This is a genomic window from Nitratireductor indicus C115 (assembly GCF_000300515.1).
Taxonomy (GTDB): Bacteria; Pseudomonadota; Alphaproteobacteria; order Rhizobiales; family Rhizobiaceae; genus Nitratireductor; species Nitratireductor indicus.
The window spans coordinates 242076-266238 of the sequence record NZ_AMSI01000003.1; the positions used below are offsets into that span (position 1 = coordinate 242076).

General features: G+C 60.7%; 23 protein-coding genes. 12 read left to right on the forward strand and 11 right to left on the reverse strand.

Features of this window, described 5'->3' with window-relative positions:
- Positions 1–40 precede the first annotated feature (40 nt).
- Together NA8A_RS05865 and msrP are read left to right on the forward strand one after the other, a co-directional pair.
- Entirely contained in the window at positions 41–2089 is a 2049-nt protein-coding gene (locus tag NA8A_RS05865) for an elongation factor G (RefSeq protein ID WP_009449720.1), read from the forward strand.
- Between the two features lie 204 nt (positions 2090–2293).
- Positions 2294–3271: a protein-methionine-sulfoxide reductase catalytic subunit MsrP gene (gene msrP, locus NA8A_RS05870; protein WP_009449721.1), complete on the forward strand. Its 978-nt coding sequence runs from the start codon at positions 2294–2296 to the stop codon at positions 3269–3271.
- A 259-nt stretch (positions 3272–3530) separates the two neighbouring features.
- Here msrP and NA8A_RS05875 read toward each other — a convergent pair whose 3' ends face one another.
- Both NA8A_RS05875 and trxB read right to left on the reverse strand, forming a co-directional pair.
- Positions 3531–4421 carry a LysR family transcriptional regulator gene (locus NA8A_RS05875; protein WP_009449722.1) on the reverse strand — a complete coding sequence of 297 codons (891 nt, stop codon included), beginning with the start codon at positions 4419–4421 and terminating at the stop codon, positions 3531–3533.
- Between the two features lie 69 nt (positions 4422–4490).
- Positions 4491–5462 carry a thioredoxin-disulfide reductase gene (gene trxB / locus NA8A_RS05880; RefSeq protein WP_009449728.1) on the reverse strand — a complete coding sequence of 324 codons (972 nt, stop codon included), beginning with the start codon at positions 5460–5462 and terminating at the stop codon, positions 4491–4493.
- A 451-nt stretch (positions 5463–5913) separates the two neighbouring features.
- Between trxB and NA8A_RS05885 the strand changes: the two genes are divergently transcribed.
- Positions 5914–6390 (forward strand): Lrp/AsnC family transcriptional regulator, encoded by a 477-nt coding sequence (locus tag NA8A_RS05885; protein WP_009449729.1) that lies wholly within the window; start codon positions 5914–5916, stop codon positions 6388–6390.
- A gap of 148 nt (positions 6391–6538) precedes the next feature.
- On the opposite strand, the gene NA8A_RS05890 is transcribed toward NA8A_RS05885, so the two are convergent.
- The 4 genes from NA8A_RS05890 to greA form a co-directional block, all read right to left on the reverse strand.
- A complete protein-coding gene (locus NA8A_RS05890; protein WP_240532743.1) occupies positions 6539–7963 on the reverse strand; it encodes a glycosyltransferase in 1425 nt (474 codons plus the stop codon).
- Between the two features lie 102 nt (positions 7964–8065).
- A complete protein-coding gene (locus tag NA8A_RS05895; protein WP_009449731.1) occupies positions 8066–9001 on the reverse strand; it encodes a glycosyltransferase family 4 protein in 936 nt (311 codons plus the stop codon).
- Positions 9001–10083 carry a glycosyltransferase family 4 protein gene (locus tag NA8A_RS05900; RefSeq protein ID WP_009449732.1) on the reverse strand — a complete coding sequence of 361 codons (1083 nt, stop codon included), beginning with the start codon at positions 10081–10083 and terminating at the stop codon, positions 9001–9003. The genes NA8A_RS05895 and NA8A_RS05900 overlap by 1 nt, the downstream gene beginning before the upstream one ends.
- 11 nt (positions 10084–10094) lie before the next feature.
- Positions 10095–10571: a transcription elongation factor GreA gene (gene greA / locus NA8A_RS05905; RefSeq protein WP_009449733.1), complete on the reverse strand. Its 477-nt coding sequence runs from the start codon at positions 10569–10571 to the stop codon at positions 10095–10097.
- A gap of 277 nt (positions 10572–10848) precedes the next feature.
- On the opposite strand from greA, the gene NA8A_RS05910 reads away from it, so the two are divergent.
- From NA8A_RS05910 to NA8A_RS05935, 6 genes are all read left to right on the forward strand, one after another.
- Complete coding sequence (locus NA8A_RS05910; RefSeq protein WP_009449734.1) at positions 10849–11976, forward strand: PQQ-dependent sugar dehydrogenase; 1128 nt, start codon at positions 10849–10851, stop codon at positions 11974–11976.
- A gap of 148 nt (positions 11977–12124) precedes the next feature.
- The gene (locus NA8A_RS05915; protein WP_009449735.1) at positions 12125–13015 is read left to right on the forward strand and encodes a DMT family transporter; all 891 of its coding nucleotides are present in this window, start codon (positions 12125–12127) and stop codon (positions 13013–13015) included.
- A gap of 69 nt (positions 13016–13084) precedes the next feature.
- Positions 13085–13513: a DUF3775 domain-containing protein gene (locus NA8A_RS05920; protein ID WP_009449736.1), complete on the forward strand. Its 429-nt coding sequence runs from the start codon at positions 13085–13087 to the stop codon at positions 13511–13513.
- 61 nt (positions 13514–13574) lie between these two features.
- Positions 13575–14384, forward strand: coding sequence for an extensin-like domain-containing protein (locus NA8A_RS05925; protein WP_009449737.1), 810 nt, complete (start codon positions 13575–13577; stop codon positions 14382–14384).
- Between the two features lie 111 nt (positions 14385–14495).
- Complete coding sequence (locus NA8A_RS05930) at positions 14496–15356, forward strand: extensin-like domain-containing protein (protein ID WP_009449739.1); 861 nt, start codon at positions 14496–14498, stop codon at positions 15354–15356.
- Between the two features lie 108 nt (positions 15357–15464).
- Positions 15465–16760 (forward strand): hemolysin family protein, encoded by a 1296-nt coding sequence (locus NA8A_RS05935; RefSeq protein ID WP_009449740.1) that lies wholly within the window; start codon positions 15465–15467, stop codon positions 16758–16760.
- Between the two features lie 22 nt (positions 16761–16782).
- On the opposite strand, the gene NA8A_RS05940 is transcribed toward NA8A_RS05935, so the two are convergent.
- Positions 16783–17175 (reverse strand): acyl-CoA thioesterase, encoded by a 393-nt coding sequence (locus NA8A_RS05940; RefSeq protein WP_009449741.1) that lies wholly within the window; start codon positions 17173–17175, stop codon positions 16783–16785.
- A gap of 192 nt (positions 17176–17367) precedes the next feature.
- Here NA8A_RS05940 and NA8A_RS05945 point away from each other — a divergent pair, with 192 nt between their 5' ends.
- A complete protein-coding gene (locus NA8A_RS05945; protein WP_009449742.1) occupies positions 17368–18456 on the forward strand; it encodes a zinc-binding dehydrogenase in 1089 nt (362 codons plus the stop codon).
- A gap of 192 nt (positions 18457–18648) precedes the next feature.
- Here the strand turns inward: NA8A_RS05945 and NA8A_RS05950 are convergent, their stop codons facing one another.
- The 4 genes from NA8A_RS05950 to NA8A_RS05965 form a co-directional block, all read right to left on the reverse strand.
- Positions 18649–19545 (reverse strand): NAD-dependent epimerase/dehydratase family protein, encoded by an 897-nt coding sequence (locus NA8A_RS05950; protein ID WP_009449743.1) that lies wholly within the window; start codon positions 19543–19545, stop codon positions 18649–18651.
- Positions 19542–20351 (reverse strand): glycosyltransferase, encoded by an 810-nt coding sequence (locus tag NA8A_RS05955; RefSeq protein WP_009449744.1) that lies wholly within the window; start codon positions 20349–20351, stop codon positions 19542–19544. Before NA8A_RS05955 ends, NA8A_RS05950 begins: the two co-directional genes overlap by 4 nt.
- 24 nt (positions 20352–20375) lie before the next feature.
- Positions 20376–21596: an NAD-dependent epimerase/dehydratase family protein gene (locus NA8A_RS05960; protein ID WP_009449745.1), complete on the reverse strand. Its 1221-nt coding sequence runs from the start codon at positions 21594–21596 to the stop codon at positions 20376–20378.
- Between the two features lie 271 nt (positions 21597–21867).
- Positions 21868–22188, reverse strand: a complete 321-nt coding sequence (locus tag NA8A_RS05965) for a BA14K family protein (protein WP_009449746.1) — start codon at positions 22186–22188, stop codon at positions 21868–21870.
- Between the two features lie 249 nt (positions 22189–22437).
- Between NA8A_RS05965 and NA8A_RS05970 the strand changes: the two genes are divergently transcribed.
- On the forward strand, positions 22438–22674 hold the full coding sequence (locus NA8A_RS05970; RefSeq protein ID WP_009449747.1) for a hypothetical protein: 237 nt from the start codon (positions 22438–22440) through the stop codon (positions 22672–22674).
- Between the two features lie 357 nt (positions 22675–23031).
- Complete coding sequence (locus NA8A_RS05975; protein ID WP_143087879.1) at positions 23032–24138, forward strand: autotransporter outer membrane beta-barrel domain-containing protein; 1107 nt, start codon at positions 23032–23034, stop codon at positions 24136–24138.
- Positions 24139–24163 lie beyond the last annotated feature (25 nt).

Sequence of the window (24163 nt, forward strand, 5' to 3'; positions counted from 1 at the left end):
GCCGCCGCTCATGGAAACGCGTGAGAGGAGGCCGATTGCCATGGGAAAACGCTCAGGTGCGAGAGCAACGGGACCGAAATGCATTGCCATTGTCGGTCCCTTCGCAAGTGGAAAAACCACACTTCTTGAAGCGCTTCTGGAACGCACGGACGCCATCCAGAAGCAAGCGCCGACCGGCTCGGGATCGACCGTCGGGGATCATTCGGCAGAAGCCCAGGCACACCAGATGAGCGTGGAGGCTTCCATTGCCACCACCCGTTTTCTGGATGAGAGCATCACCTTCGTCGATTGCCCCGGTTCGGTGGAATTCGCGGCCGAAACCGATCCCGTTCTGGCCGCCGCCGACCTCGCAATCGTGGTGACCGAGCCGGACGAGCGCAAGATTGCCGCCCTGCAGCTGATCCTGCACAAACTCGATGCGCTCGGCATTCCGCGCATGATCTTCCTGAACAAGATCGAAAACGCCACGATGGGCGTGCGCGACATGCTGAAAATCCTTCAGCCGACCAGTTCCGTGCCCTTGTTGTTGCGCCAGATACCGCTGCGCAAGAACGGCATCGTGATGGGGTCCATCGATCTCGCGCTGGAGCGGGCTTATATCTATCGCGAGCACGCCACCAGCGAGATCGCTCCAATCACCGACGACGACAAGGCGCGCGAGGTGGAAGCCCGCTTTTCCATGCTCGAAACGCTGGCCGACCACGACGACGCGTTGATGGAACAATTGCTCGAAGAGATCGAACCCCCGCGTGACGCCATCTTCGACGATCTTGCCGCGGACCTGCGTGAAGGCACGGTGACCCCGGTCCTGATCGGCTCGGCAGAAAAGGGCAACGGCATATTGCGCCTTCTCAAGGCCATCCGCCATGACGCCCCCGATATCGAAGCCACACGCGCAAGGCTGGGTCTCGAAGACAGGGGCGAAACAGCGATTCAGGTCTTGAAGACGATCCACACTCCGCACGGAGGCAAGCTTTCGGTATCCCGCATCATGACCGGCACGGTCAATGACGGCATGGAACTGCGTTCTTCCGCCATCACGGCCAAGGTCTCGGGCATTTACGATCTTCTGGGAAAGACGCAGAACAAGCGCCCGGCAGCCGCAGCCGGCGAGACTGTCGCCCTCGGGAAGCTCGACGAGGTGCGGACCGGCGATACGCTGACCGGGGCCAAGGCTGCAATACCCTCGCTGGCCGGCCTGGATGGTGGGCAGGCGGTGTTTGCCGTGTCTTTGCGTCCGAAGGAGCGCAAGGATGAAGCCAAGCTCTCCCTGGCCCTCCAGAAGCTGATGGAGGAGGATCCCTCCCTGTCGCTGGAGCAGCGGCAGGAAAGTGGAGAAACGATCCTGTCCGGTCATGGGGAGATGCATCTGCGCGTTACGCGGGAGCGCCTTGAAGGCAAATATCAGATTCCCGTCGAGGCAGGCGCGCCCTCGGTGCCTTATCGCGAAACGATCCGCAAGAACGTTACCCAGCGCGGGCGTCACAAGAAGCAGTCTGGCGGACATGGCCAGTTCGGTGACGTGGTGCTTGATATCAAGCCCTTGCCGCGCGGCAGCGGCTTCGAGTTCACCGACACGATCACCGGCGGCGTTGTGCCCAAGCAATATATTCCCTCGGTGGAGGCTGGGGTTCGCGATTACCTGAAATGCGGCCCCCTCGGCTTCCCCGTGGTGGACCTCACCGTCAATCTCGCAGACGGCTCCTATCATTCGGTCGATTCCTCCGACATGGCCTTCCAGCTCGCCGGACGCCTCGCCATGAAGGAAGGCATGCCAGGTTGCAGCCCCGTGCTCCTGGAACCGGTGCTGAAAGTTGAAATTCACACACCATCGGATGCGACCGCCCGCGTCACGGCGATCGTTTCGCAGCGCCGTGGACAGATTCTCGGCTTCGACGCCCGTCCCGGCTGGAGCGGCTGGGATGTGGTGGAGGCGATGTTGCCCGAAGCCGAGATTGCCGACCTGATCATCGAGTTGCGTTCCGCGACCGCAGGCGTGGCGAGCTATCGGGCAGCTTTCGACCATATGGCCGAACTGACAGGGCGGCTGGCGGACGATGTCCTGAACGCTCAGGGAAAGGCAGCCTGAAAAGCGAAATCGGCTGATGGCGCCACAGCATTGTGAATGGGCGTGATTTTACCAAAGGAGCGGCCCGGGCTAGCTATCATGCAGGCCGGGCAGTGGCTGTCCTGCCGTTCGCGCGAACGGCAGAACAACGCATCATCGCGGCCAGACACAAGCACGGCACCTTGCCATCCGCCTGGAGGCACGCACGGTGTCAGGGAGGAATACATGCCCACAATTCACCGCCGTCCCCGCTGGTCCGTTTCCGAGCTGGAAGTGACGCCCGAGGCGGCATTTATCGGCCGCAGAACCCTGTTGAAAGCCATGGGTGCGGGCGCTATTGCCGGCTCGGCCCTGCCCATCTTGCAGGCAGCCGCCGCAGAGGACGGGAGCGCCGCCGGCAGAACTGCCGATCTCTACCCCGCCGGTCGCAACGATACCTACAAGGTTGAGCGCGCAATCACCCCGGAAGACATCACCGGCATCTACAACAATTTCTACGAATTCGGATCCCACAAGCAGATATGGCGTGCTGCGCAATCGCTTGTCACCGATCCCTGGGCGATCACCATAGACGGAATGGTGGAAAAACCGATCACTCTCGGCTTCGATGAGTTGGTGCGGCGCATGAAACTCGAAGAACGGGTCTACCGTCACCGCTGCGTCGAGGCCTGGTCGATGACGGTGCCATGGACCGGTTTTCCGCTCGCGTCCCTCCTCGCCTTCGCCCGCCCCCTTGGTTCGGCGCAATATGTGGTTTTCGAAACCTTCAACGATCCCGGCATGGCCAGCGGCCAGAAACAGGTCTGGTATCCCTGGCCCTACACGGAGGGTGTGACCATGGCGGAAGCGGGCAACGAGCTCGCATTCCTCGTGACTGGCGTCTATGGCAAATCATTGCCCAAACAGTTCGGCGCGCCGCTACGTCTCGCCCTTCCCTGGAAATACGGCTTCAAGTCCATCAAATCGATCCGCAGGATTTCGTTCACCGACAAACGCCCGCAGAGCTTCTGGGAAAAGATCGCGCCTTCGGAATACGGGTTCTGGGCAAACGTCAATCCAGACGTGCCTCACCCAAGGTGGAGCCAGGCGCAGGAGCAGGTGCTCGACACCGGAGAACGCATACCGACCCTGCTCTACAATGGCTATGCCGAGGAAGTCGCCTCCCTCTACGCAAGCCTTCAGGATGAAATGCTCTACCGTTAAGGGCGGATGGGCAGCCTGCTGAAACGCCGGAAGATGAGATCAAAAAAAAAAGCCGGATCACGAAGACCCGGCTCAAGTCATTGGAAGTGCCATATAGGCGAAACCTCCAGAGGGGAACACTCGCGGGGGCAAATGGGAGGAGAACACCCCCGGGAGTGCCCCTCATATGGGCAATGCCCGCCTAAATAACAACCACATGTTTTTGCAATTCACCCATGCAAAAATGCATGACCGCACTTTTTTGAACAGAAAAACGTCGTCAAAACGCCCAACTGCGTGATTTCGAGATTAAAAAGTCTCGAAATGCATGGAGTTTCGCCTGGTTTTTCATGACATTTGGGTAACAGAAGTAGGTATCGAAAGACGGCACTGCTGTTTCCGGCATGATCTGCACAAGGTCGTTGCTCTTGCCCACCATATAATCAGGCAGCATTGCAATGCCCGCTCCGCGCTGAACGGCGAGCTTTATCGACAGAATGTTGTTGATCTGGAGCGCAGTGATTCGCTTCGAGCCTTCCGGCCGGCCGGCCGTCTCCAGCCAGTTCATGTCGCTCAGGTGAATGGGCACCTGTTCACCGAAGGTCACGATGCGATGATTGTCGAGATCGGCCACCGAGGTCGGCTTTCCATACCGGTTGACATAGGAAGGCGAGGCAAACAGGTGGAAATGCACCGTGAACAGCTTGCGCTGTATGAGATCCGGCTGTTGCGGCTGGCGCATGCGGATCGCGCAATCGGCCTGGCGCATGGTGAGATCCAGCTCCTCATTGTCCAGGATGAGTTGAAGCTGGATATCGGGATAGAGTTCAAGGAACTCAGGAACCCGTTCAGTCAGCCAGCCGGTACCGAGCCCGACGGTCGTCGAGACCTTGAGCAGGCCTGAAGGCCTGTCCTTGGCCTCGGTAAGCCGAACCCGGACGCTTTCGAGCTGCATGAGCACGTCATGGGCCGTGCGATAGAGCATTTCGCCCTGCTCGGTGAGCACGAGGCCGCGGGCATGGCGGTGAAACAATGGAACGCCCACCTCCTGCTCCAGCGCGCTTACCTGGCGCGAAATGGCCGACTGCGACAGGTGCAGCGTTTCAGCGGCGTGCGTAAACGAGCCGGCCTCTGCGGCGGCGTGAAATACCCTGAGCTTGTCCCAGTCCAACGCCTCGTTCTCCTCTGTCAGGCGTGTACCGTTATGAGGCTTTTTGCCTCCGTGCTTGTTCCCGTCCCCTTATTCGGCGGCCTCTTTATGCGTTTCGAGACCTGCCAGATATTTTTCCGCCTCAAGCGCTGCCATGCAGCCCAGACCGGCAGCCGTGACCGCCTGACGGTAGATGTCGTCCGCGACGTCCCCGGCCGCGAATACACCCGGCACGTCCGTCTGGGTCGTGCCGGGAACCGTCCACAGATAGCCGTTCGGCTTCTGCTTGAGCTTGTCCTTGAAGAGTTCGACCGCCGGCGCATGACCGATGGCAACAAAAACGCCATCGACCGCAAGATCCGTCGTCTCGCCGCTCTTCACATTCTTCACCCGCACGCCCGTCACCGACGGTGGCATCGGCGGCTTGGCCGGCGTGCCGGTAATCTCGTCAATCACCGTATCCCACAGAACCTTAACATTCTCGCGCGCCATCAGGCGCTCCTGCAGTATGCGCTCGGAGCGGAAACTGTCGCGCCGATGCACCACCGTCACGCTCTTGGCTAAGTTCGACAGATAAAGCGCTTCCTCGACAGCCGTATTGCCGCCGCCGATCACCACCACATCCTTGCCGCGATAGAAAAACCCGTCGCAGGTGGCGCAGGCCGAGACCCCGAAGCCCATGAAGGTCTGTTCCGACGGCAACCCCAGCCACTTGGCCTTGGCGCCGGTCGCAACGATGAGCGCGTCGCAGGTATATTCCGTGCCCGAATCGCCCTTCAGGCGGAAAGGGCGAGTGGAAATATCCACATCCACGATCAGGTCGTGGGCGATTTCCGCCCCGACATTCTCCGCCTGCGCGCGCATCTGATCCATGAGCCAAGGCCCCTGGATAGGCTCTGCGAAGCCCGGATAGTTCTCTACCTCGGTGGTGATCATGAGCTGACCGCCCTGCTCCATGCCGGCAACCAGAAGCGGTTTCAGCATGGCGCGCGCCGCATAGATCGCCGCCGTGTAACCGGCCGGCCCCGATCCGATGATGAGAACGGGCGCGTGACGTGTCATGAGACCTGGTCCTTTCCTATGACCTTGCTGGCAGCGCCCGCCGATTTCGCCAGCGCGCCATGAACAATCCTGCCGGGAGGCCCTGGACGGCGCGCATCGCACGCATCCAAAAGCCACCATGGACGGCGGAGCTTCCCCACCATCCATCTTCCAGCGCCATGATCTAAGTATTCACCACCCCGTTGTGCAAGGCGAGGAATCGGTTTCCAACAATTACCGATTGCCAGACACAAGGATATCTGGAGCATTTGGGCAAATGCCGGGTGATTCCACCCGGTGAGAAAATGCTCTTCAGCCCCTCGCCTCCTTTTGGCGGCGCATGGATCGCTGTAGGTTGGTGCATCTGCGGGTCGCGCGATGGAAAACCGATTCCGGTTTTCAGGCCGATGCGCTAGATTTCGGGGATCGCCGGCTGTCCATATCGGGCGCCTGCCAAGCAATAGGGAAACTCATGCCGCTCAAGGCCGATCTTGACGCAATCGACTGGAAGATTCTTCGCGAACTTCAGGCCGACGGCAAGATGACCAATGTCGAACTGTCGAGGCGCGTCGGCATTTCGGCCCCGCCCTGTCTTCGCCGTGTGAAGCGCCTGGAGGAAAGCGGCATCATCCGCGGCTACCGTGCGCTTCTGAATTCGCCCGCTCTGGGCCTGGATGTCGTCGCCTTCTGCCTCGTGGGGCTCCACTACCAGTCGGAGGCTGAACTGAAGATCTTTGCCGAACGCACGCGCGGCTGGCCCATCGTACGGCGCGCCTGGATGGTCTCGGGCGATTCCGACTTCATATTGCATTGCGTCGCGACCGACCTCAGCACATTCCAGACCTTCGTCATAGAAGAACTGACCTCCGCGCCGAATGTCGACACGGTACGCACCGCATTGACAATCCGGCAGGTCAAGGACGAGGGCCTCGTGGCCATCGACAGCTAGATCATATTGCAATCGGGTGAGGTCACCTGACTTCCGCATAAATGCGGCAAAGCGAAATGATAGAAGACCCATATCTGCCGGAACCGCAATGAAGCCCCGTTTCTGAGCGCCTTCGACGGAGTGGGCACCCGGGCATGGCATCCTCGGGTCAGGCTGGATTGCCTCCGGGTTTCGCAGCATCGAAGCCGTCCCGCGCCAGAAACCCAAGATAGGACAGAACGCAACCCGCGAAACCATCGGGCGTGCTGCGGTCGTAGTCTCGCGCCACATCTGCGCGCAGTTCGGCGACCTTTTCAGGGTGTTCGAAAAGGTCCTGCAATGTCGTTTTCCAGGCTTCGAAATCGCCCGCCGGCAGAACCGGCATGAGGTTCTGCGCAGCTTCCCGGAGGGCCGGAACATCCGCATGCACCACGGGCAGGCCGTTTGCCAGGCATTCCGAAACGCCAAGCCCCCACCCTTCTGCGCTTGAGGGAAACAGCCCGATCAAGGCGTTGCGATAGGCCCAGCGCAGTTGCTTGTCGCTGATGCCGGAGCGGATATGCACCTTGTCGGCGATATGAGGAGCCTTCTCCAGCTCTTCCTTGACCAGAGAACTGGAATTGCCGGGGCGGCCGATCAACAGAAGATCCGGCACCCTCTCCGGTCCCAGGAATCGCACGAGCTCCGCCCAGACCGACACCAGAAGATGCTGGTTCTTGCGGATGTCGAAGGTCGAACAGAACACTGCATAGGATCGCTCCGGCAGATCGGGAATGCGCTCGCTTTCGCCTTCCGTGGACACAAGCGCGGCCCCCAGGGGACACACCTTCACGGCGAAAGGATAAGGCGCCTTCACCACATCCCTGTTCCAGGCAACGAGGTCGTCGCGAGTGGCATGCGAGACCGATATGATCGGCTCCGGCTTTGCCAGGATGCGCCGCAGAAAACCGTTCATTCCCGCATGGAACCGGGAGGTGACAAGCTCCGGCATCAAGACCGGGATGAGATCGTGGACGATGTGCACGCCCCGAAGCCCGGCGTGAGCCAGTCCCCGGTCGATGAAGCGGTCTCGATTGACCTCATGAGAAACGAGCACGACGGCGCCCTCCGGCGCCCAGCGTTCAGATGCCCCGGCAAGCTTGCCCGCCATCGCACCAAGCCGTGTCCGCAGGAAGCTGAACAGAAGCATGAAGAACTGCATGATGCGCAGCCCGTATTTCGCCAGCGCATAGGCGATGCCGGAACGGCGGCGGAACCCCGAAAGCGCAAAGGCAAGCCGTCGGGCGGTCTCGTTATCGGGGTGCGAGAGCTGGATATCCAGATAGGCGAACGCGCTCTTCAGCCGCTCCGCATGGGGTGCCGTATCACTCGGCCATTGCCCTTCGATGATGTAGTTGAAAAACGCCCGCTCACGGCGGGATAACGGCCGGTATCGGCTGCCGATCACATCGAAGATCGCAAAATCGGCTGCGCCGGTTTCAAGCGCGCGCTTGCAGATCGTGGTCTCGACGCGCTGAATGCCGGTCGGCGGCTGCGCGCCCCAGCGAATGACGCCAGCGACGTCGATCCAGCTTTTCGTTTCCGTTTCGCTCACACCTTCGTCCATTTGAATCCGGATTTCATCCTCCGGCGACTGGATCAGGGCCGGTTTGGCAAGGAATTTCCTGACCGGCTTTTCACGTTCTTTATGGGGAAATCAAGGTTGGACCGAGGAAAACACCGAAGCGATGGCCTTGTGAAAGGCCTCTGCTTTTTCCTCATAAAGCGCCCGGGCATTCCGCCCCATCGCCTCTGCCTCGGCCTTGGGCATTGAAAGAACCCGTTCGATCGCAGCCTCCAGCGCCTCCGGGCTGACATGGTAGTTGATCCCGAGATGACGCGGCTCCGTACGCTTGACATCGACCAGAATGCCTGCCTCCGGCTTGATATGCTCGTTCATCGGCGGGCCATCCGTCACCACGGTAACGGCACCGCTGGACATGGCTTCAAGAATATAATGACCCCACCCCTCGGAGCGGGACGGGCAAAGATGCACGCCGCAGCCGTTTTGCAATTCGCGCAGCGCCGCATCGTCGATGTAACCGGCAATCAGCCGGACATTCTCAGGAACCGATTTCGGTGCATTGTCGGATTTCTGGACCAGGACGAGTTCGGGCCATTCGGGATGCTTTGCCCAAAGGGCAACGACGTCCTCCGTCCCCTTCAAGGTGCTTCCGCCGGCCAGATGGAAGAACCGCTTCCAGTCCTTGGACACCCCCGGCAGAGCCCTGTCGGGCGAGGAAAACCCGCAATAGACCGAGTTCGCGCCAAGCGCGGAAAAAATCACCTTTGCATGGAGAGATTTGGCGAGCACAAGGTCGATACGTCTCAACCGGCTGAGCTGGCGGCGCGGAAACCGCTCCTGATTCGGCACCAGCATGTTGCGTTCGGCGCCTGAAAACCAGGCGGGAAAGGCGCGTTCCATATGGATGGCGACGTCAGCATGCCGCCTTCTGAAAAGCCGGTCGAGAAAACCCCGTTTCGGCGTCGCCGTCTCGACTTCGACGCCGCAAGCCTCCAGAGCATCCTTGAGGATGGCCGTGTCCTGCGTCAGTCCATAGGAATTGTTGCGGGCGATAATGAGGGCGCGCATTATGATTTGCTCCAAAGCCCCTCATACACCGCTCGCACACCATCCGCCTCGCGGGCAAGCGCGAAATTGCGGCGAACATGCTCGACCCCAGCTTCCGCCTGCCGAAGCGTGGCAGCCGGGTCCGCAAGATATGGAGCAATGGCCTGTTCAAGGGCCGTTCCGTCCCCGGCGGGCACGACCGCTCCTGTCTCTCCCTGGACGATCAGCTCGGCATAAGCCCCGGCATCGCTGGCCACCACCGCTGTTCGCGACGCCATCGCTTCGAGCGGGGTCAGCCCGAACCCTTCATTTCGGGAAGGCGCAACGCACAGAAGCACCCGACGGAACCACGGCAGGATATCGGGCACTTCGCCAGCAAACCGGATGCGCTCCGAAAGTCCCGCTGCCTCGATCCGCTCCTTCAACGCATCGGCGAATGCCTTGTTCTCCGCCGTAACCCTTCCGAAGATCATCGCCGTCCAGCCGGGATAGCGCGGCAAAAGCGCAATCATGGCATCCACGAAGAGATCGGTTCCCTTCTGATGGCGGATGCGGCCGAAACACCCGATTCCATAGTGCCCCGGCAAACCGCTGGCCGGCCATTCATCGTCATCGGACTGCGGGGGATGAAAGCGCTGCGTGTCGATGCCGTGCCGCACGACCATATGCGGCACCTCCAGAAACGAACCGGAACGACCACTGGTGGCTATCACCGCATCCATGCGGCCGATAAGCCAGCGTGTATAGGCCGTGTGATGCCTTTGCGCCGCCGAGGTGAAGACGAGCTTCATCGGCATGCGCAACACGTCGCGCAGGATGATGCCGGCAAGCATCTCCGTGTTGCGGCGCGCATGCCAGATGCGAAAGCGCCGCCCTCCCGGACGCCTGAAAAGAGCAGGAAGCTGCCACCAGCGAATTTTCGGAAGCGTTTCGGGAAGTCCCGGGCCGAATGTTGCAATGCCCAGCGTTTGAGCCTGCTCAGGCACCAACTGCACGATGGTGCTGGTGACGCCTGAAAGACGACGCTTGAAATTGGGAGCGATGACCTCCACGTCCCTGACCGGACGGGGAGGCTCGATTCCCTGCTGGGTTCCTGCGGGCATGACGGGAACCGTCAACCACCGTAGCGGACTTCGACCACCTCATAGCCCCGCGCACCGCCCGGAGCATTGACCTCGATGGTATCGCCCACCGTCTTGCCGATCAGCGCACGCGCGATGGGCGAGGAAATGGAAATGCGACCGGCCTTCACATCGGCTTCCTGATCGCCGACGATCTGATAGGTCTTTTCCTCTTCCGTATCCTCATCGACGAGCATCACGGTCGCGCCGAATTTGATCGTATCGCCCGAAAGTTTCGTGACGTCGATGACTTCGGCCCGGGCAATGAAATCCTCAAGTTCGCCGATACGTCCCTCGTTGAGGCTCTGCGCCTCCTTTGCGGCGTGATATTCGGCGTTTTCCGAAAGGTCGCCATGGGCGCGCGCTTCCGCAATCGCCTCGATGATGCGCGGCCGCTCTTCCTGCTGGCGCCAGCGCAGCTCTTCCTTCAACGCCGCAGCTCCGGCAAGCGTCATCGGGACCTTGTTCATTTCACTTCACCTTCCAGACCTGGAGACAAGGCAAAACCATACGGCAGCGCCTGAAGCGCTTGGAGCATCACCTTGCCGCCGCTGCAGACATAAAAAGAAACGGTCCGAGAGCTGCTGCCTACGGAACCGTTTCGTATGACTCTTATGAATATAACAAGACTGCAACGATTTTCACCAAAATTTTTCGATGCCCCACACGCATCCCGACAGACCGGTCTGCCTTGCACGATCCCATCGCGCTCCTATGTTCAAAAGACGGCCACAAGGGAGCATCCACATGAAATGCCTGCTTCTCGCAATGAGCTTTGCCTTCTCCCAGTCCGGGACGGCGATGGCTGCGCAGACCTTCAAGACGCAAGCCGGTCCTGTTTCCGCACAAACTCTTGCCCGCGGCCTGGAAAACCCCTGGGGGCTGGCATTCCTGCCCGATGGTGCTGCACTTGTGACGGAACGCGCAGGCCGTCTGCGGCTCCTCGAGGGAGAAACCCTGTCCTCCCCGATCGAGGGCGTTCCCGAGGTTGCGGCCAATGGTCAGGGCGGGTTGCTAGACATCGCGGTGGCTGAGGATTTCGCGCAAAGCGGAACTATATACCTGTCCTATTCGCAACCCGGAGAAGGCGGTGCGGGAACAGCTATCGCTCGTGCGCGGCTCATCCGCGACGCCGGCACTGCGCGCCTGGAAGACGTCAAAACGATTTTCTCGATGAACCGCAAGACGGCCACGACGCAGCATTTCGGCTCGCGGATCGTGCTTCATCCCGATGGAACGCTTTTCTTCACCATCGGAGACCGCGGTGACGGCAAACGGGCGCAGGACCCCAAGGATCACGCAGGCTCGGTATTGAGGATCAATCCCGACGGGACGATCCCGGAAGATAATCCCTTCGCCAGGGATCAAAACGGAGCGCCTGAAATCTGGTCGATTGGCCACCGCAATCCGCAGGGAGCCTTCTACGATCCGATGACGCAGGCCGTCTGGACAGTCGAGCACGGCGCGCGCGGCGGCGATGAAGTCAATCGCCCGGAGGCAGGGAAGAATTATGGCTGGCCCGTCATTTCCTATGGCCGCCACTATAGCGGCCTGAAGATCGGTGAGGGAACGCAGGCACCCGGCTACGAGCAGCCGCTTCACTACTGGGACCCCTCGATAGCCCCCTCCGGCGCCGATGTGTATCGGGGAGCCATGTTCCCGCAATGGCAGGACGATGTTCTGGTAGCCGCCTTGAAATACAACCTCGTCTCCCGTCTTGACCGCGACGAGAACGGGCAGATCGTCGGTGAGGAACGCCTCTTCGAAGGCGCCTTCGGGCGGATACGAGACGTCAATGTCGCGCCGGACGGCTCGATCTGGCTTCTGACGGACGAACGCGACGGCGCGATCATCCGCATCTTCCGCGAGGATTGACGCCTTGCGCCCTTCCCCGTTGGCAAGGCCTTGCTTCCCGTCCTCAGTCCTGGACCAAGACGGTGCCTGCCGGCATGCTATTGCCCGCAGGCTGCCGCACTTCTAAGAAGAAATCCTTCTTCTCAAAGCAATCCGGGCCATTTCCTTCATGTCGCGCATCCAGGCCAACATACTTCTGCTGCTCGCCGGTGCCATGTGGGGCATGGGCTTCGTCGCCCAGTCGACAGCCATGGACGCAATCGGCCCGTTCCTTTTCATCGGCCTGCGGTTCGCCATCGCCTGCATTTCCATGCTGCCTTTCGCGATCTGGGAAAGCCGTGCGAGCACGGCGCGTCTCGCCCCGCGGGACTGGCGGAATTTCGGCCTGATCGGCCTGCTTTTGCTGACCGGCATGGCCGCCCAGCAGATCGGCCTCCTCACCACGACAGTGACGAATTCCGGTTTTCTCACCGGGCTCTATGTCGTGATGGTGCCGTTTCTCGTGGTCCTGCTGTTCCGCCAATGGCCGCACCGGGTGGTCTGGCCCGCAGCCTTGTCGGCGCTTGCCGGCATATGGCTGTTGTCGGGCGCAGGCGAAGTCTCGCTGCAGCCGGGCGACTGGCTGACCATCCTGTGCGCCCTCTTCTGGGCATTGCAGGTGATCATGATTGCCCGCAGCGCCACCCATACGGGCAGACCCGTAACGCTCGCGGTGACCCAGTTCGGCATCACAGCCGTTCTGGCGCTTGCCATTGCGCTGGTGATGGAGCCCTTCGATCTTTCCGCCATCCGTGCCGCGCTGCCTGAAATCCTCTATGCCGGCATTTTTTCAGGCGGCATCGCCTTCACGCTGCAGGTGGTCGGCCAGCGCTACACCACCGCGCCGCAGGCTGCCATATTCATGTCCACCGAAGCCGTCTTTGCTGCCTTGTTCGGCGCGCTCTTCCTTGGCGAGCGGCTTCCCTCCACCGGCTTTGCGGGATGCGCGCTCATCTTCGCCGCCATTCTGGCCGTGGAGATCGTGCCTGCGCTGCGCCCGGCACGGCGGGCGGTTCCCTGACAGGAAGATGCCCTCTCCCCTTCGCCATGTTCTGCGTTATCATGCCCTTGTCTTTCCCGGAGGTAGCCCGTGCAGAAACCTGTCGAACGCGAGTGGGATCTGACCATAGACCCCGAGACGGTACGTCTTCTGGCGGAGAAGGCCCGCGCCATCAGCGCTGCCATCAACGAGGATTATGATGACGGAAAGGAACACGAGGTCGAGATCGATGGCGACGCGCACGATCCGCACCACCATGACGGGTTGGCCGAAGAGGAAAGCAAGGACCTGACCCGCGAGGAATTTCGCGAGCTGGTGATCGACCTCAATGTGGACGAGACCGCCGAACTGATTGCCCTGGCCTGGATCGGCCGCGGCGATTTCGAGGTGGGCGAATGGGACGATGCCGTGAGCGATGCGCGCCAGCGCGGCAGAAAGCGGATTGCATCCTACCTGCTTGGCATGCCGATGCTCGCAGACTGGCTGGAGGACGGGCTCGAGGCCCTGGGGATCGACTGAGCGGATGAGACAATCCGCATGCTTATTTCTGAATAAGCCAGATAGATTTCAGAACACGGCCATGACCCGCTTATGGCCCAAATTCACGTTTCTTCATCGCGCCCTGCTCGCAACCTTTCTCTTTGCACATCCTGCCTCCCCGATGGCGTCGCCAAGCGGTTCGTCCATGGAGGCGGGCGTGCCGCTGGTTCGTACGGGTCTACGTCAGCAGGAACTTTCCGTCCCCGTGCCCATCCCCTCGCCAAGACCCGCTCCGCCTGAGCAGAAAGAGCAGCTGCAGGAAGATAAAAAATCGGAATCATCCTCGGCGAACAATGCCCCGCTGCCAGATGAGGAAGCATCCTGCCGCGCATCGCTCACGAAACTGGGCATCGATTTTCGAGAACAGAAGCCGATCCGGGAGGAAAATGGCTGCGAAGTGCCTCACCCCATCATCATCGACCGGCTGTCGCGCGACATCGCCCTTGAACCCGATGCCCTTGTCAACTGCACCACAGCATTGGCGCTTGCCCGTTTCTTTGCAACGAATGTTCCTGACATGGCCAAACAGCACCTGCAAAAGAAGATACGCGGCGTGCAGCATGCCTCCGCCTATGTCTGCCGCCCGCGGCGGGGAACGCAGAAACTCTCCGAACACGCCTTCGCAAACGCGCTCGATATCGGTGCCTTCATCCTTGAGGACGGCAAGCCCCTTCCGGTGCAGGCCCAGGCGGATGCGCAAAGCGGTGCGGCGAAATTCCTGGATGCGTTTCGCAAGGCCGCGTGCGGCCCCTTCAAGACCGTTCTCGGTCCGGGCAGCGATGCCGATCACGCTGACCATTTCCATCTCGATATGAAAGCCCGGCGCAACGACTACGCCTTCTGCCAGTAGCTCCGCCACATTCGCGCCACAGGTCTGAACACCGCGCTGACCTTTCCTTTACCCTGTCCGGTTAGATTTTACGCTTCTCTCTGGTAGGTCGTGGGTCGACGGGAGCATTTGATGGTGGGTGTGCAAAGCGGAAACTGGCGCTTGCCGGCACGGCGCAAGGCTGTGCGGGCCGCAATCTACATGGCCGCCCTTTTCGGCCTGAGCGCCTGTTCGGTAAGCGACGTGATGTCGCCTCGCCCTGAAATCGATGTCGGTTTCAGCACTGCCGCCGTTGCGCCTGTGCCAGCACCAGTATCCGTACCAGTGCAGGAGGCCCCGGGGCCTGCTCCTTCACAGGGGCTTCAGGCGCTTGTGCCCTCCAACCCCATGATGGTTTCCTATCCGCGTTTCACCATGCCGCAGGATCCCGCTACCAGCACCTCCATGCCGCAGGAAGAGATCGCCTGCCGTCAGCGCCTGAAACGGCTGGGGGTTCAGTATCGCGATCTTGCGCCGATCAATGACGGCGGGTCCTGTCGCATCGATTGGCCGGTTCAGGTAAGCGGCCTGTCCGGAAACATCGAGATGTCGCCGGCCGCCACGCTCAACTGCCAGATGGCGGAGACCTTCGCCCGCTGGACGAAGAACGAGCTCGCACCTGCTGCACGCAAACGCTATCTGACCGGAATCGGCAAGATCAAGCAGGGTTCCAGCTATTCGTGCCGCCGCATCGCCGGCACCAGCGTCGCCTCCGAACATTCCAAGGGCAATGCGCTGGATGTTATGGCCGTCGAATTGAAGAACGGCCGCGAGATCGACGTGCGCAAGCCCGGCTTCTTCGCTTTCCGCGAACGTGGATTGCTGAATACGGTGCGCGCCGAGGGATGCGACTATTTCACCACCGTTCTGGGCCCCGGTTACAATTACGATCACCGCAATCACTTCCATTTCGACCTGAAGGGCCGCCGCAACGGCTATCGCGCCTGCCGCTAGAGGTGGCTTCGGGGCGCGTCGTCTTCACAACGGCTGGCGCGAGCAACCGCATTTGCGTGGAAGCAAATGATTCCGTCCCGCAGCAAAATGCTTTAAACAGCGATCATCATGCTGTTCGTCGAAATCGCCATCCTGTTCGCCCTCATCCTTTTCAACGGCTTCATGGCCATGTCCGAGCTGGCCGTGGTCTCGGCGCGTCCCGCGCGCCTGAAAACGCGTGCCGATCAAGGCCACAAGAGCGCCGCACGCGCTCTCGCCCTTTCAGCTGATCCAGGACGCTTCCTGTCCACCGTTCAGATCGGCATCACGCTTGTCGGCGTTCTTTCCGGCGCGTTCTCAGGCGCAACGCTCGGTGCGCGGCTTTCCGAGTGGCTGATCGCGGGAGGAATGGCGCCTTCCATGGCCAACCCTCTCGGCGTTGGCCTTGTGGTGGCGCTCATTACCTATGTTTCGCTGATCATCGGCGAACTGGTACCAAAACAGCTTGCTCTGAAGAATGCCGAGGCGATTGCAATCCGTGTCGCCCCTTTCATGGTTCTTCTTTCGCGGATTGCCCTGCCTTTGGTCTGGCTTCTCGACATTTCGGGCCGCACGGTTCTTGCGCTGATCGGTCAGAGCGCCGAATCCAGCCAGCGCGTGACCGACGAGGAAATCCGCACCCTGATTGCCGAGGCCGAAAGCGCCGGCACGATCGAATCCGACGAGCGACGGATGATCGCCGGCGTGATGCGCCTGGCCGACCGGCGCGCCCGCGCGATCATGACCCCACGCGGAGAGGTAGATTGGCTGGACTTATCCGCAGACGAGGAGGCGCTGGCCGAAAGCCTCAAGGGCTCGGGTCACTCGCTGCTGCCCGTGGGTGACGGCTCGGTGGATGAAATCGTCGGGGTCGTGAAACTGCGCGACCTTCTTGCCGCCGATCTCGCCGGTCACGACCTGAACGTGCCCGGCCATGTGCTGAAGGCTCCGGTGGTGCATGACTTTGCACCGGCGCTCGACGTGCTGTCCGTCTTGCGTCAGGCCGATGTGCCCATGGCGCTCGTTCATGACGAATACGGACACTTCGAGGGCATCGTCACCCCCTCCGATATTCTGGAAGCAATCGCCGGCGTTTTTCGCGCGGATGCGGAGGAAGGCGAGATGGATATCGTGGAGCGGGCGGATGGCTCATGGCTCCTGCCCGGCGCCATGCCCGCCGACGAAATGGCCGACCATCTCGGTTTCACCTTACCGGCAGAGCGCGGCTACACCACCCTGGCAGGCTTTCTCCTCACTCAGCTCACCCACCTGCCGAAAACAGGCGAGTGCATCGAGACCATGGGTTGGCGCTTCGAGATTCTCGATCTGGACGGACGCCGCATCGACAAGGTCATGGCCTCGCGCGTGGCGCCATCGGACGATTAAGTGCGAGGCCTGCAACCGTTGATCAGGATTCCGGCGGAACCGGCGTCGGATTCCCATTGGCGTCGAGGGCAACCATGATGAAATCCGCATGCGTCACCATCTCCATCTTCGGAGAAAGATAACGCTGCGCCCAGGCCTCGACCTTGAGCTTCATGGATGTGCGTCCCACGCTTTCGACATGGGTGTAGATGCAAAGCGTATCACCGACCTTCATCGGCTTTGCGAATGCCATTTCCTTCACCGCAGCCGTGACGACGCGGCCATGCGCGCGCTCCGCTGCCCGTATGCCGCTGGCAAGATCCATCTGCGCCATGACCCAGCCACCGAAAATATCCCCTGCCGCGTTGGCGTCACCCGGCATGGCCTGGGTGCGCAGCGTCAGATCGCCGGCGGGTTTTTCGACTGTTTGGCCCATGATGCAGATATCCTTGTTGTCGCGATGTCTCTGGCGTAGCCCTGCCCCCCGATAAGGTCAACCAAGCAAAGCCGCATATCGCGGTTGCAAGGATGCGGGAACTCGTCTCCCCCTCGACGCGTTGAACACCCGGCGCTTTTGCGGCTTAATTCCCTGCGCCAAATCCCTGCTCCAAGACCCAAGAGGCTTATCATGAAGATCAAAGCCGCCCTGTGCCGGGAATTCGGGCGAGCGCTCACCATCGAAACCGTTGAGCTTGCGTCTCCTTCGCATCGCGAGGTCATGGTCGATATTCGCGCCTGTGCCATCGGTCAGGCCGATCTCTCTCACACCGACGGCGCCTGGGATGGAAGGCTGCCCGCAATTTACGGCCATGAGGCAGCCGGTGTCGTTTCTGCCACGGGTCCGGGCGTGCAATCCGCCGGCTTGGGCGATCATGTTATCGTCACGCCCATCCGGGCTTGCGGTCATTGCCATTATTGCGTTCGCCACAGCCCCGTCCTGTGCGAGGAGGTCTTCGCCCTCGATCAGGAAAGCCCCCTTAAGCTCAATGACGGCACCGTCTGCGGACAGGGATTGAAGACCGGTGCCTTCGCCGAAAAGGTCCTCGTGCATGAGAGCCAGATTGAACGCATCCCTCAGGATATGCCTTTCGATGCCGCAGCACTGCTTGCGGGATGCGTGATCACCGGCTTCGGCGCAGTTGCGAACACGGCAAGAGTTGCCCCCGGTCATGCGGTGGCGGTCGTCGGATGCGGCGGGGTTGGCCTGAACAGCATACAGGGTGCAGCACTGGCCGGAGCGAGCCCCGTCATCGCTATCGACCCTTTCGAGGAAAAGCGTCTTGCCGCAGAAGCGTTTGGCGCAACCCATTGCTTCAGTCCTGCCGAACCAAAACACATCCGGGAGACAATACGTCTGACCGCCGGACGCGGCGTCGATTTCGTATTCGTTACGGCAGGCACCCCGCAGGCTCTCGAAGACGCGCCGCGCTATATCAGCCGGAACGGTGCGATCATCATTGTCGGCATGCCACCGAAAGGCTCAAGCATTGCCTATGACCCCGTCAGGCTCGCGGCCATGAACCAGAAGATCATAGGTTCGAGACTGGGCGAAGCGCGTATCACCCACGACATCCCTCTCCTCATCGAGCACCACCGCAAAGGCCGCCTGAAACTCGACGAACTCATCACCGCCCGGTATCGGCTGGAAGACATCAACGAAGCGATGGCCGCAGCAAACAGCGGCAAGGCCTTGCGCAATGTCATTCTCTTCGATTGAGCGAAGACAGGCAAAAAACGACATTGCATCGGCACGAATCCCAGCCTACGCACATAGAAAAATTTATTTATTTCACATACTTAATAGAAAAATGAGATTCAATTTCTCAACCAGCTGAATCACTTCATGAAGACGACAGCGCTTCGAAGGAACGCGCAGCGCTCGATCGTCCTGTTTCTTCGCATTCTTCATCTACGAAAGAAGCGCCGGGAGGGTCCTTTCGAGCAATTCATAGCCTCCAGGTTTCCAGCCAAGTGCCTGAAGCCGCTCCGTGCGCATGGCATTGACCTTGCCCGCATCGGCATATTCTGGAAGCGGCAGATTGAGGCCACTTTCCCGCGCCACGAGCGCCAGAAGGTCGTGACGATCCAGCGCAATATCCGACACATTGAATGTCTGCGCAGACACGGCCTGCATGGGAGCATCGAGCACCAGCATGACCGCAGCGGCCACATCGCGCCCATGCACTTCCGTCGCCACCCGCGGCGCCACCGGGCGCCCTTCAAGAAAGTCCTCGAACAGGCCAGCCCATTTGTGCGCCTGCCCCGGCCCTGCCGGGCCATATACGCCGGTCACCCGCAGACTGATGCCCGCAAAACTCTCATTCGAAAGCCCGGCGAGACCATTCTCCGCAGCAAGCTTCACCTCTCCATAGAGCGTATCGGGCCGGCATGCATCCGCCTCGTCCAGCATGACGCCATCGGCACGCGGACCATAGACCGCCCGCGTCGACAGAAACACCGCGCGCTTCACCCCGGCCGTCCGCGCTGCATCGAAGAGCGCAGCGCTCCCCTCCAGATTGAGACGCCGGAACCGCTCCGGGTCATTGCCTTCCCCGCCCCGGTATTTGCCCGGCTCGTGCGCAAAGGCCGCGTGAATGAAAAAGTCCGCCCCCTCAAAAGCCGCAGTCCGTACCAGCGGCGGTTCGAGCGTGCCGGGCAGGAAATCGACAGATTTTGAGAAAAACCCATCGGCGGGTGGCTTCCGCCCCATGACGCAAACCTTGTGTCCCGCCTCCAGCAACGCTTCGACGATGAAACGTCCGACAAGACCGGTTCCGCCCGAAACGATGCTTGTCGGGCCGCTCATGGAACGGGATTTTCCAGGAGATCGGTATCGGGAATGGCCTCGCCCGAATAATAGGCTCGCCATAGTTCGATCAATGGCTGCAAGCGCTCGACCCTGGGATGGTTTTCCTCCCATGGCTTTTCATACTGGTAATGAACGACCGAGACGGACTTCCAATCCCATAATTCCGGCAGGTTGAACCAGACATATTGCAGCATGTTGAAGAACACCGGCAGGCCGTGCCAATCAGGAAAGAAGCTCTGCAGAAAGGTCTGGTCCGTGCGTGGCCAGAATGCATCTGGCTGATCCAGTGTCTTCAACATCCGCTCAAAAGTCGCCATGGAGGGCTGCGCGACAAAGACGCCCGAGTTCAGGCGGTGGAAATCCTGAAGGCCTTCATAGACATTCGGCGCTGCGGAGAACTCCGGATATCCGAACAACCGGTCGATATTACGCACCACCAGCGCGTCCGCATCGATGAAAACCACCCGCTCATAGTTCGTCAGTTGCCACAGCCGCAGCTTGGCGAAATTATCGAGCGGCGTATGGAAAGCCGGCTTCTTGCCCTTGGTGAAGGGTGCGTTCGCATGCAAGCGCGCCCTTTGATGGCGTTCGTTGAAGGCTTCCGAAGTCGGCAACAATTCTGCCAGCTGAAGCCGTGCCCCGAGGGCAGCCAGAGGCTCAAGCGCCTCCGGCGGTGTCCCGCCCGTGTGCAAGACGACGATGTCAGCATCCGTCGCGGTACGCTTCAGCGAGCGGACGAGCGCCAGCGCGCCCGTCGCATAGTCGGCGTTGGTGACGAGGGTTGCGTAGGCATATTTCGGCATGGTCGAACCGGCGCGAGGCCAGCCTCAGCTCACACTCTTCAGACGCTTGCCTTCGGGATCGCGCTCGACAGTGGGCGCAATGTCCTTCGTCCACGCGGAGACCGCCGGAATGCGGCTTCGATCGACGCGATAGGAGAATTTCTTCGCCACATCCATCACCTCCGACAGAAGCCCTTCGGCCAGCGTGATAGGATTGAGGCCGAGCGCCAGGAACTTGTCGTTCTTGACGACCAGCTCGTTCTCGGCCGCTTCCTTGCGCGGATTGGGCAGATAGGCGACCTTCGCGTCCGTCATCCGGGCCACGAGCTCGGCCAGGTCCCGCACCCGGTGCGTTTCGGTCATCTGGTTGAAGACCTCCACCCGGTCGCCCCGCTTCGGAGGATTGTTGAGCGCCAGTTCGATGCAGCGCACCGAATCCTGAATATGGATGAAGGCGCGCGTCTGGCCGCCCGTGCCATGCACGGTCAGCGGATAACCGATAGCCGCCTGGATCAGGAACCGGTTCAACACCGTCCCATAATCGCCATCGTAATCGAAACGGTTGATGAGCTGCGGGTGCAGCTTGGTCTCTTCCGTATGGGTGCCCCAGACAATCCCCTGATGCAGGTCCGTAATCCGCACACCGTCATTCTTGGCGTAAAACTGGAACAGGAGCTGATCGAGGCATTTGGTCATGTGGTAGATCGAGCCCGGATTGGCCGGGTAAAGAACTTCCAGCGTTGCCGTGTCGCCGCCGAGCGTCTCGACGCCGACCGGCAGATAACCTTCCGGGATCGCCGCTCCAACCGAGGAATAGCCATAAACGCCCATGGTGCCGAGATGCACCAGATGCGCGTCGAGGCCGATCTCGGTCATGGCGTTTAGCAGGTTATGGGTCGCATTCGTGTTGTTGTTGACCGTGTAGTTCTTGTGCCGGTCGCTCTTCATCGAATAGGGCGCGGCGCGCTGCTCGGCGAAATGCACGATGGCATCTGGCCGGTGTTCAGCCAGCCACGCCTTGAGCACATCATAGTCGCGCGCCAGATCGATAAGGTGAAAGCGGATCCGCCTTCCCGTTTCCTGATGCCAGATGCGGGTGCGTTCCTGAATGGAATCCATGGGCGTCAGGGATTGCACACCGAGCTCGGTATCGATCCAGCGCCGTGAGAGATTGTCGAGAATATGCACCTCATGCCCACGGGCGGAAAGATGAAGCGAGGTGGGCCAACCAACGAAGCCGTCTCCGCCGAGAACCGCAATCTTCATAAAGGTCTCCTTCAGGTAAGCTCGGTGCTTGCTTTTTCAGAAAAGCGGATTGATTCCATTCTGAAAAGCCCTTTAGCAGACATTTGTGACAGTTTGCGGCAAAACGCTTCTGCCCGCGACAGAACACGTGGATAGGCCGGCGCAGGGGGGCTGCACCGGCCCGCAGATGGCCGCAACGGATAGGTGGCGGAAGATGCGGCCACCTGTTGGGGTGGCGGGTCCTCCTTTCTGCTCGGTTCAGAAAACGATGTATTCGTGCCGCGCCGGCGCTCTACAGAAGGCAGCGGTGGCGGAAGCCGTCATATCCGAGAAAGGTGTCGCTATAGGCGTCGTATGACCGATAGCGCGCATAGCAGCGTGCCACATGGCGATCCCAGGCATGCGCGTGGCCATAGACCGGCGCCGGGGCATAGTAGCGGGCACGAGAATCCGCGATCAGCCCGCCGACGATCAGGCCGCCGACGCCTGCAATCGCAGCCGCTTCACCGGGCGAAAGACTTCCGGCGCGGCTTTCGACCGTGGTCGAGGAAAGAGCGGCGGCAACAATGGTGACGGCCAACAGGCCAGCGGTGACGATACGTTTCATGGTCATGTCATCCTCCTTGCGATGAAGGCCGGCCCTCTCGGCCGCCCGATGACCATGGGTCGCTGCGGCGATGGGAAAGGTTCACCGCAAGGACGATTTTTTTTACGGCAGCGGTCGTTACGCACCCGCAACAAAGATTCGCCATAATAGACAGGGGAAATAAACGTGTTACCGTTACAGTGCGCGGTCGGGATAGCGGCATAGGGAGGGAAGAAATGCCGACCTGCACCGCGCACGGCAGAGGAGGGCCGGACAATGGCCAAGTCTCGAGTACCATATATCCGTACCGGCATCTATGAGGCCGACGAAATCATGGCGATGCAGCAGGCCATCGAGGCCGTTTGCGACGAACTGGGCATCAGACACAGCGATGCCAAGACGCGTGAGCGGGTGGCAGGGCACGTCATGCGTTCCTGGGCCAATGGAAGAAGGATGCCCCTCAACCTGGTGCAGGCAGGGCTCGACGGCGGCAGTATTCGCCTGGAAGCTTGAAAGCCTGCAGCATTGAGAAATGCTTGAACCCGACATACCGGAACGCCTCTTTCAGAGGCGCATATAATATGCGTGTGCCGCGCCACGCTTTTCGAAGCCGGCACACATTTGAGTACGCCCCCATTCCCCTCCCATTCGCCTATTGCAAAACGACAACACTGGCCGACGAAAACAAAATGTTACCGGCTGTAATATTGCATGACGAAATCCATCCCCTATTCTTGGATCGTCCTGTTCGGGTGATTTCGCGCTATTGCTACAAGTGGCTTTCGAAGCGTCGATGAACGGGCTGTAACCGAGCGTCCCTGAAACCCGTTGGCGGCCGGCGCTCTCCCGAAAACATCGGAGCTTTCCGAGATGCCGTTTCGTCCCGACCGGGCCGCGATTGCTGCGGTTTGGCTTATCCTTGTTGCTCCTGTCCTTGTTGCCTGTGTTTTCGGCGCGGCACAAAGCGCTGCCGCGCAGGAGGTCTATGACCTCGCGGCTGTGGTGAGCCGCCAGGAAGCCCGCGCGGCATCAGGTGAGGCGCGTCAGCTATCGATCCTCGGCGAGCGACTGGACAACACACGCAACCTGCGCGGCAAGGGCGGCAACGCCGCATCCAGCATGGTGAAGCTTCAGTTTCGGCGTGGTTCCGGCTCCCAGGTCAGCACCAGGGTTCTCGACACGCGCAGCATCCAGGCGCAGGAGAAGCTGCGGCGCACGCCGCGCGTGGCCGCCTGGATGGGAGGCGAAGCCCTCATCAGCGAGGCACGCGCCAACGATTCCCGGTCTTCGGCCTTCTCGACCCAGGGTCTTGCCATCGGCGCTGACATGCGCCTCAGCCCTCGCCTCCTGATCGGCGCATTGATGGGCGTAGCCTATGACCGCACACCGCTCTCCACCGACCTCACCTATTCGGCAAGCACCGTATCAACCACCCTATACGGAACGGTCTTTACCGCTCCGCAGACCTATCTCGATTTCGCACTCGGAGGCATGCGCAGTGCCTATTCCGGGCGTGCGGCCAACAGCCTCCACACACCGAACGCTTCCGGCGACAGGGTTTTCGCCCTGCTTCGGGCAAGCCGAAGCTTCGCAACGGGGAAAGTGAAGATGCGCGGCTATGGACAGGGAACCCTGTCCAGCACACGCTTCGGTGGTGCCACCACCGGATACGGGAATGATACGGCGCGGCTGACGGTCGGCTTCTCCAGCGAAGCGCCCCACAGCACAGAACGTGGACGCATCCGTCCGCATGCGGGGTTCGAATGGAGCATCTCGCAAACCCGTTCGACCCGCCCCGGCGCGAACCATGAGGCCACCTACAGCGCATCAGATGATGCACGCCTCACGGCGAAGGCCGGCCTTGACTTGACGCTCAATCCACGCGCCACGGTCAAGGCGAATTACGGTATTTCCGCCGGTCGCAACACCTCCACACCGGAGCAGACCGTGAAGGCACGTTTCTCCCTGCGCTTCTAGAGCATTTTGCAGTCAGGTGGAATCA

Coding starts and splice junctions, on each gene's coding strand:
- NA8A_RS05865 (WP_009449720.1), top strand. CDS start 41: ATGGGAAAACGCTCAGGTGCGAGAGCAACGGGACCGAAATGCATTGCC.
- msrP (WP_009449721.1), top strand. CDS start 2,294: ATGCCCACAATTCACCGCCGTCCCCGCTGGTCCGTTTCCGAGCTGGAA.
- trxB (WP_009449728.1), bottom strand. CDS start 5,462: ATGACACGTCACGCGCCCGTTCTCATCATCGGATCGGGGCCGGCCGGT.
- NA8A_RS05885 (WP_009449729.1), top strand. CDS start 5,914: ATGCCGCTCAAGGCCGATCTTGACGCAATCGACTGGAAGATTCTTCGC.
- NA8A_RS05895 (WP_009449731.1), bottom strand. CDS start 9,001: ATGCGCGCCCTCATTATCGCCCGCAACAATTCCTATGGACTGACGCAG.
- NA8A_RS05900 (WP_009449732.1), bottom strand. CDS start 10,083: ATGCCCGCAGGAACCCAGCAGGGAATCGAGCCTCCCCGTCCGGTCAGG.
- greA (WP_009449733.1), bottom strand. CDS start 10,571: ATGAACAAGGTCCCGATGACGCTTGCCGGAGCTGCGGCGTTGAAGGAA.
- NA8A_RS05910 (WP_009449734.1), top strand. CDS start 10,849: ATGAAATGCCTGCTTCTCGCAATGAGCTTTGCCTTCTCCCAGTCCGGG.
- NA8A_RS05915 (WP_009449735.1), top strand. CDS start 12,125: ATGTCGCGCATCCAGGCCAACATACTTCTGCTGCTCGCCGGTGCCATG.
- NA8A_RS05925 (WP_009449737.1), top strand. CDS start 13,575: ATGACCCGCTTATGGCCCAAATTCACGTTTCTTCATCGCGCCCTGCTC.
- NA8A_RS05930 (WP_009449739.1), top strand. CDS start 14,496: ATGGTGGGTGTGCAAAGCGGAAACTGGCGCTTGCCGGCACGGCGCAAG.
- NA8A_RS05935 (WP_009449740.1), top strand. CDS start 15,465: ATGCTGTTCGTCGAAATCGCCATCCTGTTCGCCCTCATCCTTTTCAAC.
- NA8A_RS05940 (WP_009449741.1), bottom strand. CDS start 17,175: ATGGGCCAAACAGTCGAAAAACCCGCCGGCGATCTGACGCTGCGCACC.
- NA8A_RS05945 (WP_009449742.1), top strand. CDS start 17,368: ATGAAGATCAAAGCCGCCCTGTGCCGGGAATTCGGGCGAGCGCTCACC.
- NA8A_RS05950 (WP_009449743.1), bottom strand. CDS start 19,545: ATGAGCGGCCCGACAAGCATCGTTTCGGGCGGAACCGGTCTTGTCGGA.
- NA8A_RS05955 (WP_009449744.1), bottom strand. CDS start 20,351: ATGCCGAAATATGCCTACGCAACCCTCGTCACCAACGCCGACTATGCG.
- NA8A_RS05960 (WP_009449745.1), bottom strand. CDS start 21,596: ATGAAGATTGCGGTTCTCGGCGGAGACGGCTTCGTTGGTTGGCCCACC.
- NA8A_RS05965 (WP_009449746.1), bottom strand. CDS start 22,188: ATGACCATGAAACGTATCGTCACCGCTGGCCTGTTGGCCGTCACCATT.
- NA8A_RS05970 (WP_009449747.1), top strand. CDS start 22,438: ATGGCCAAGTCTCGAGTACCATATATCCGTACCGGCATCTATGAGGCC.
- NA8A_RS05975 (WP_143087879.1), top strand. CDS start 23,032: ATGCCGTTTCGTCCCGACCGGGCCGCGATTGCTGCGGTTTGGCTTATC.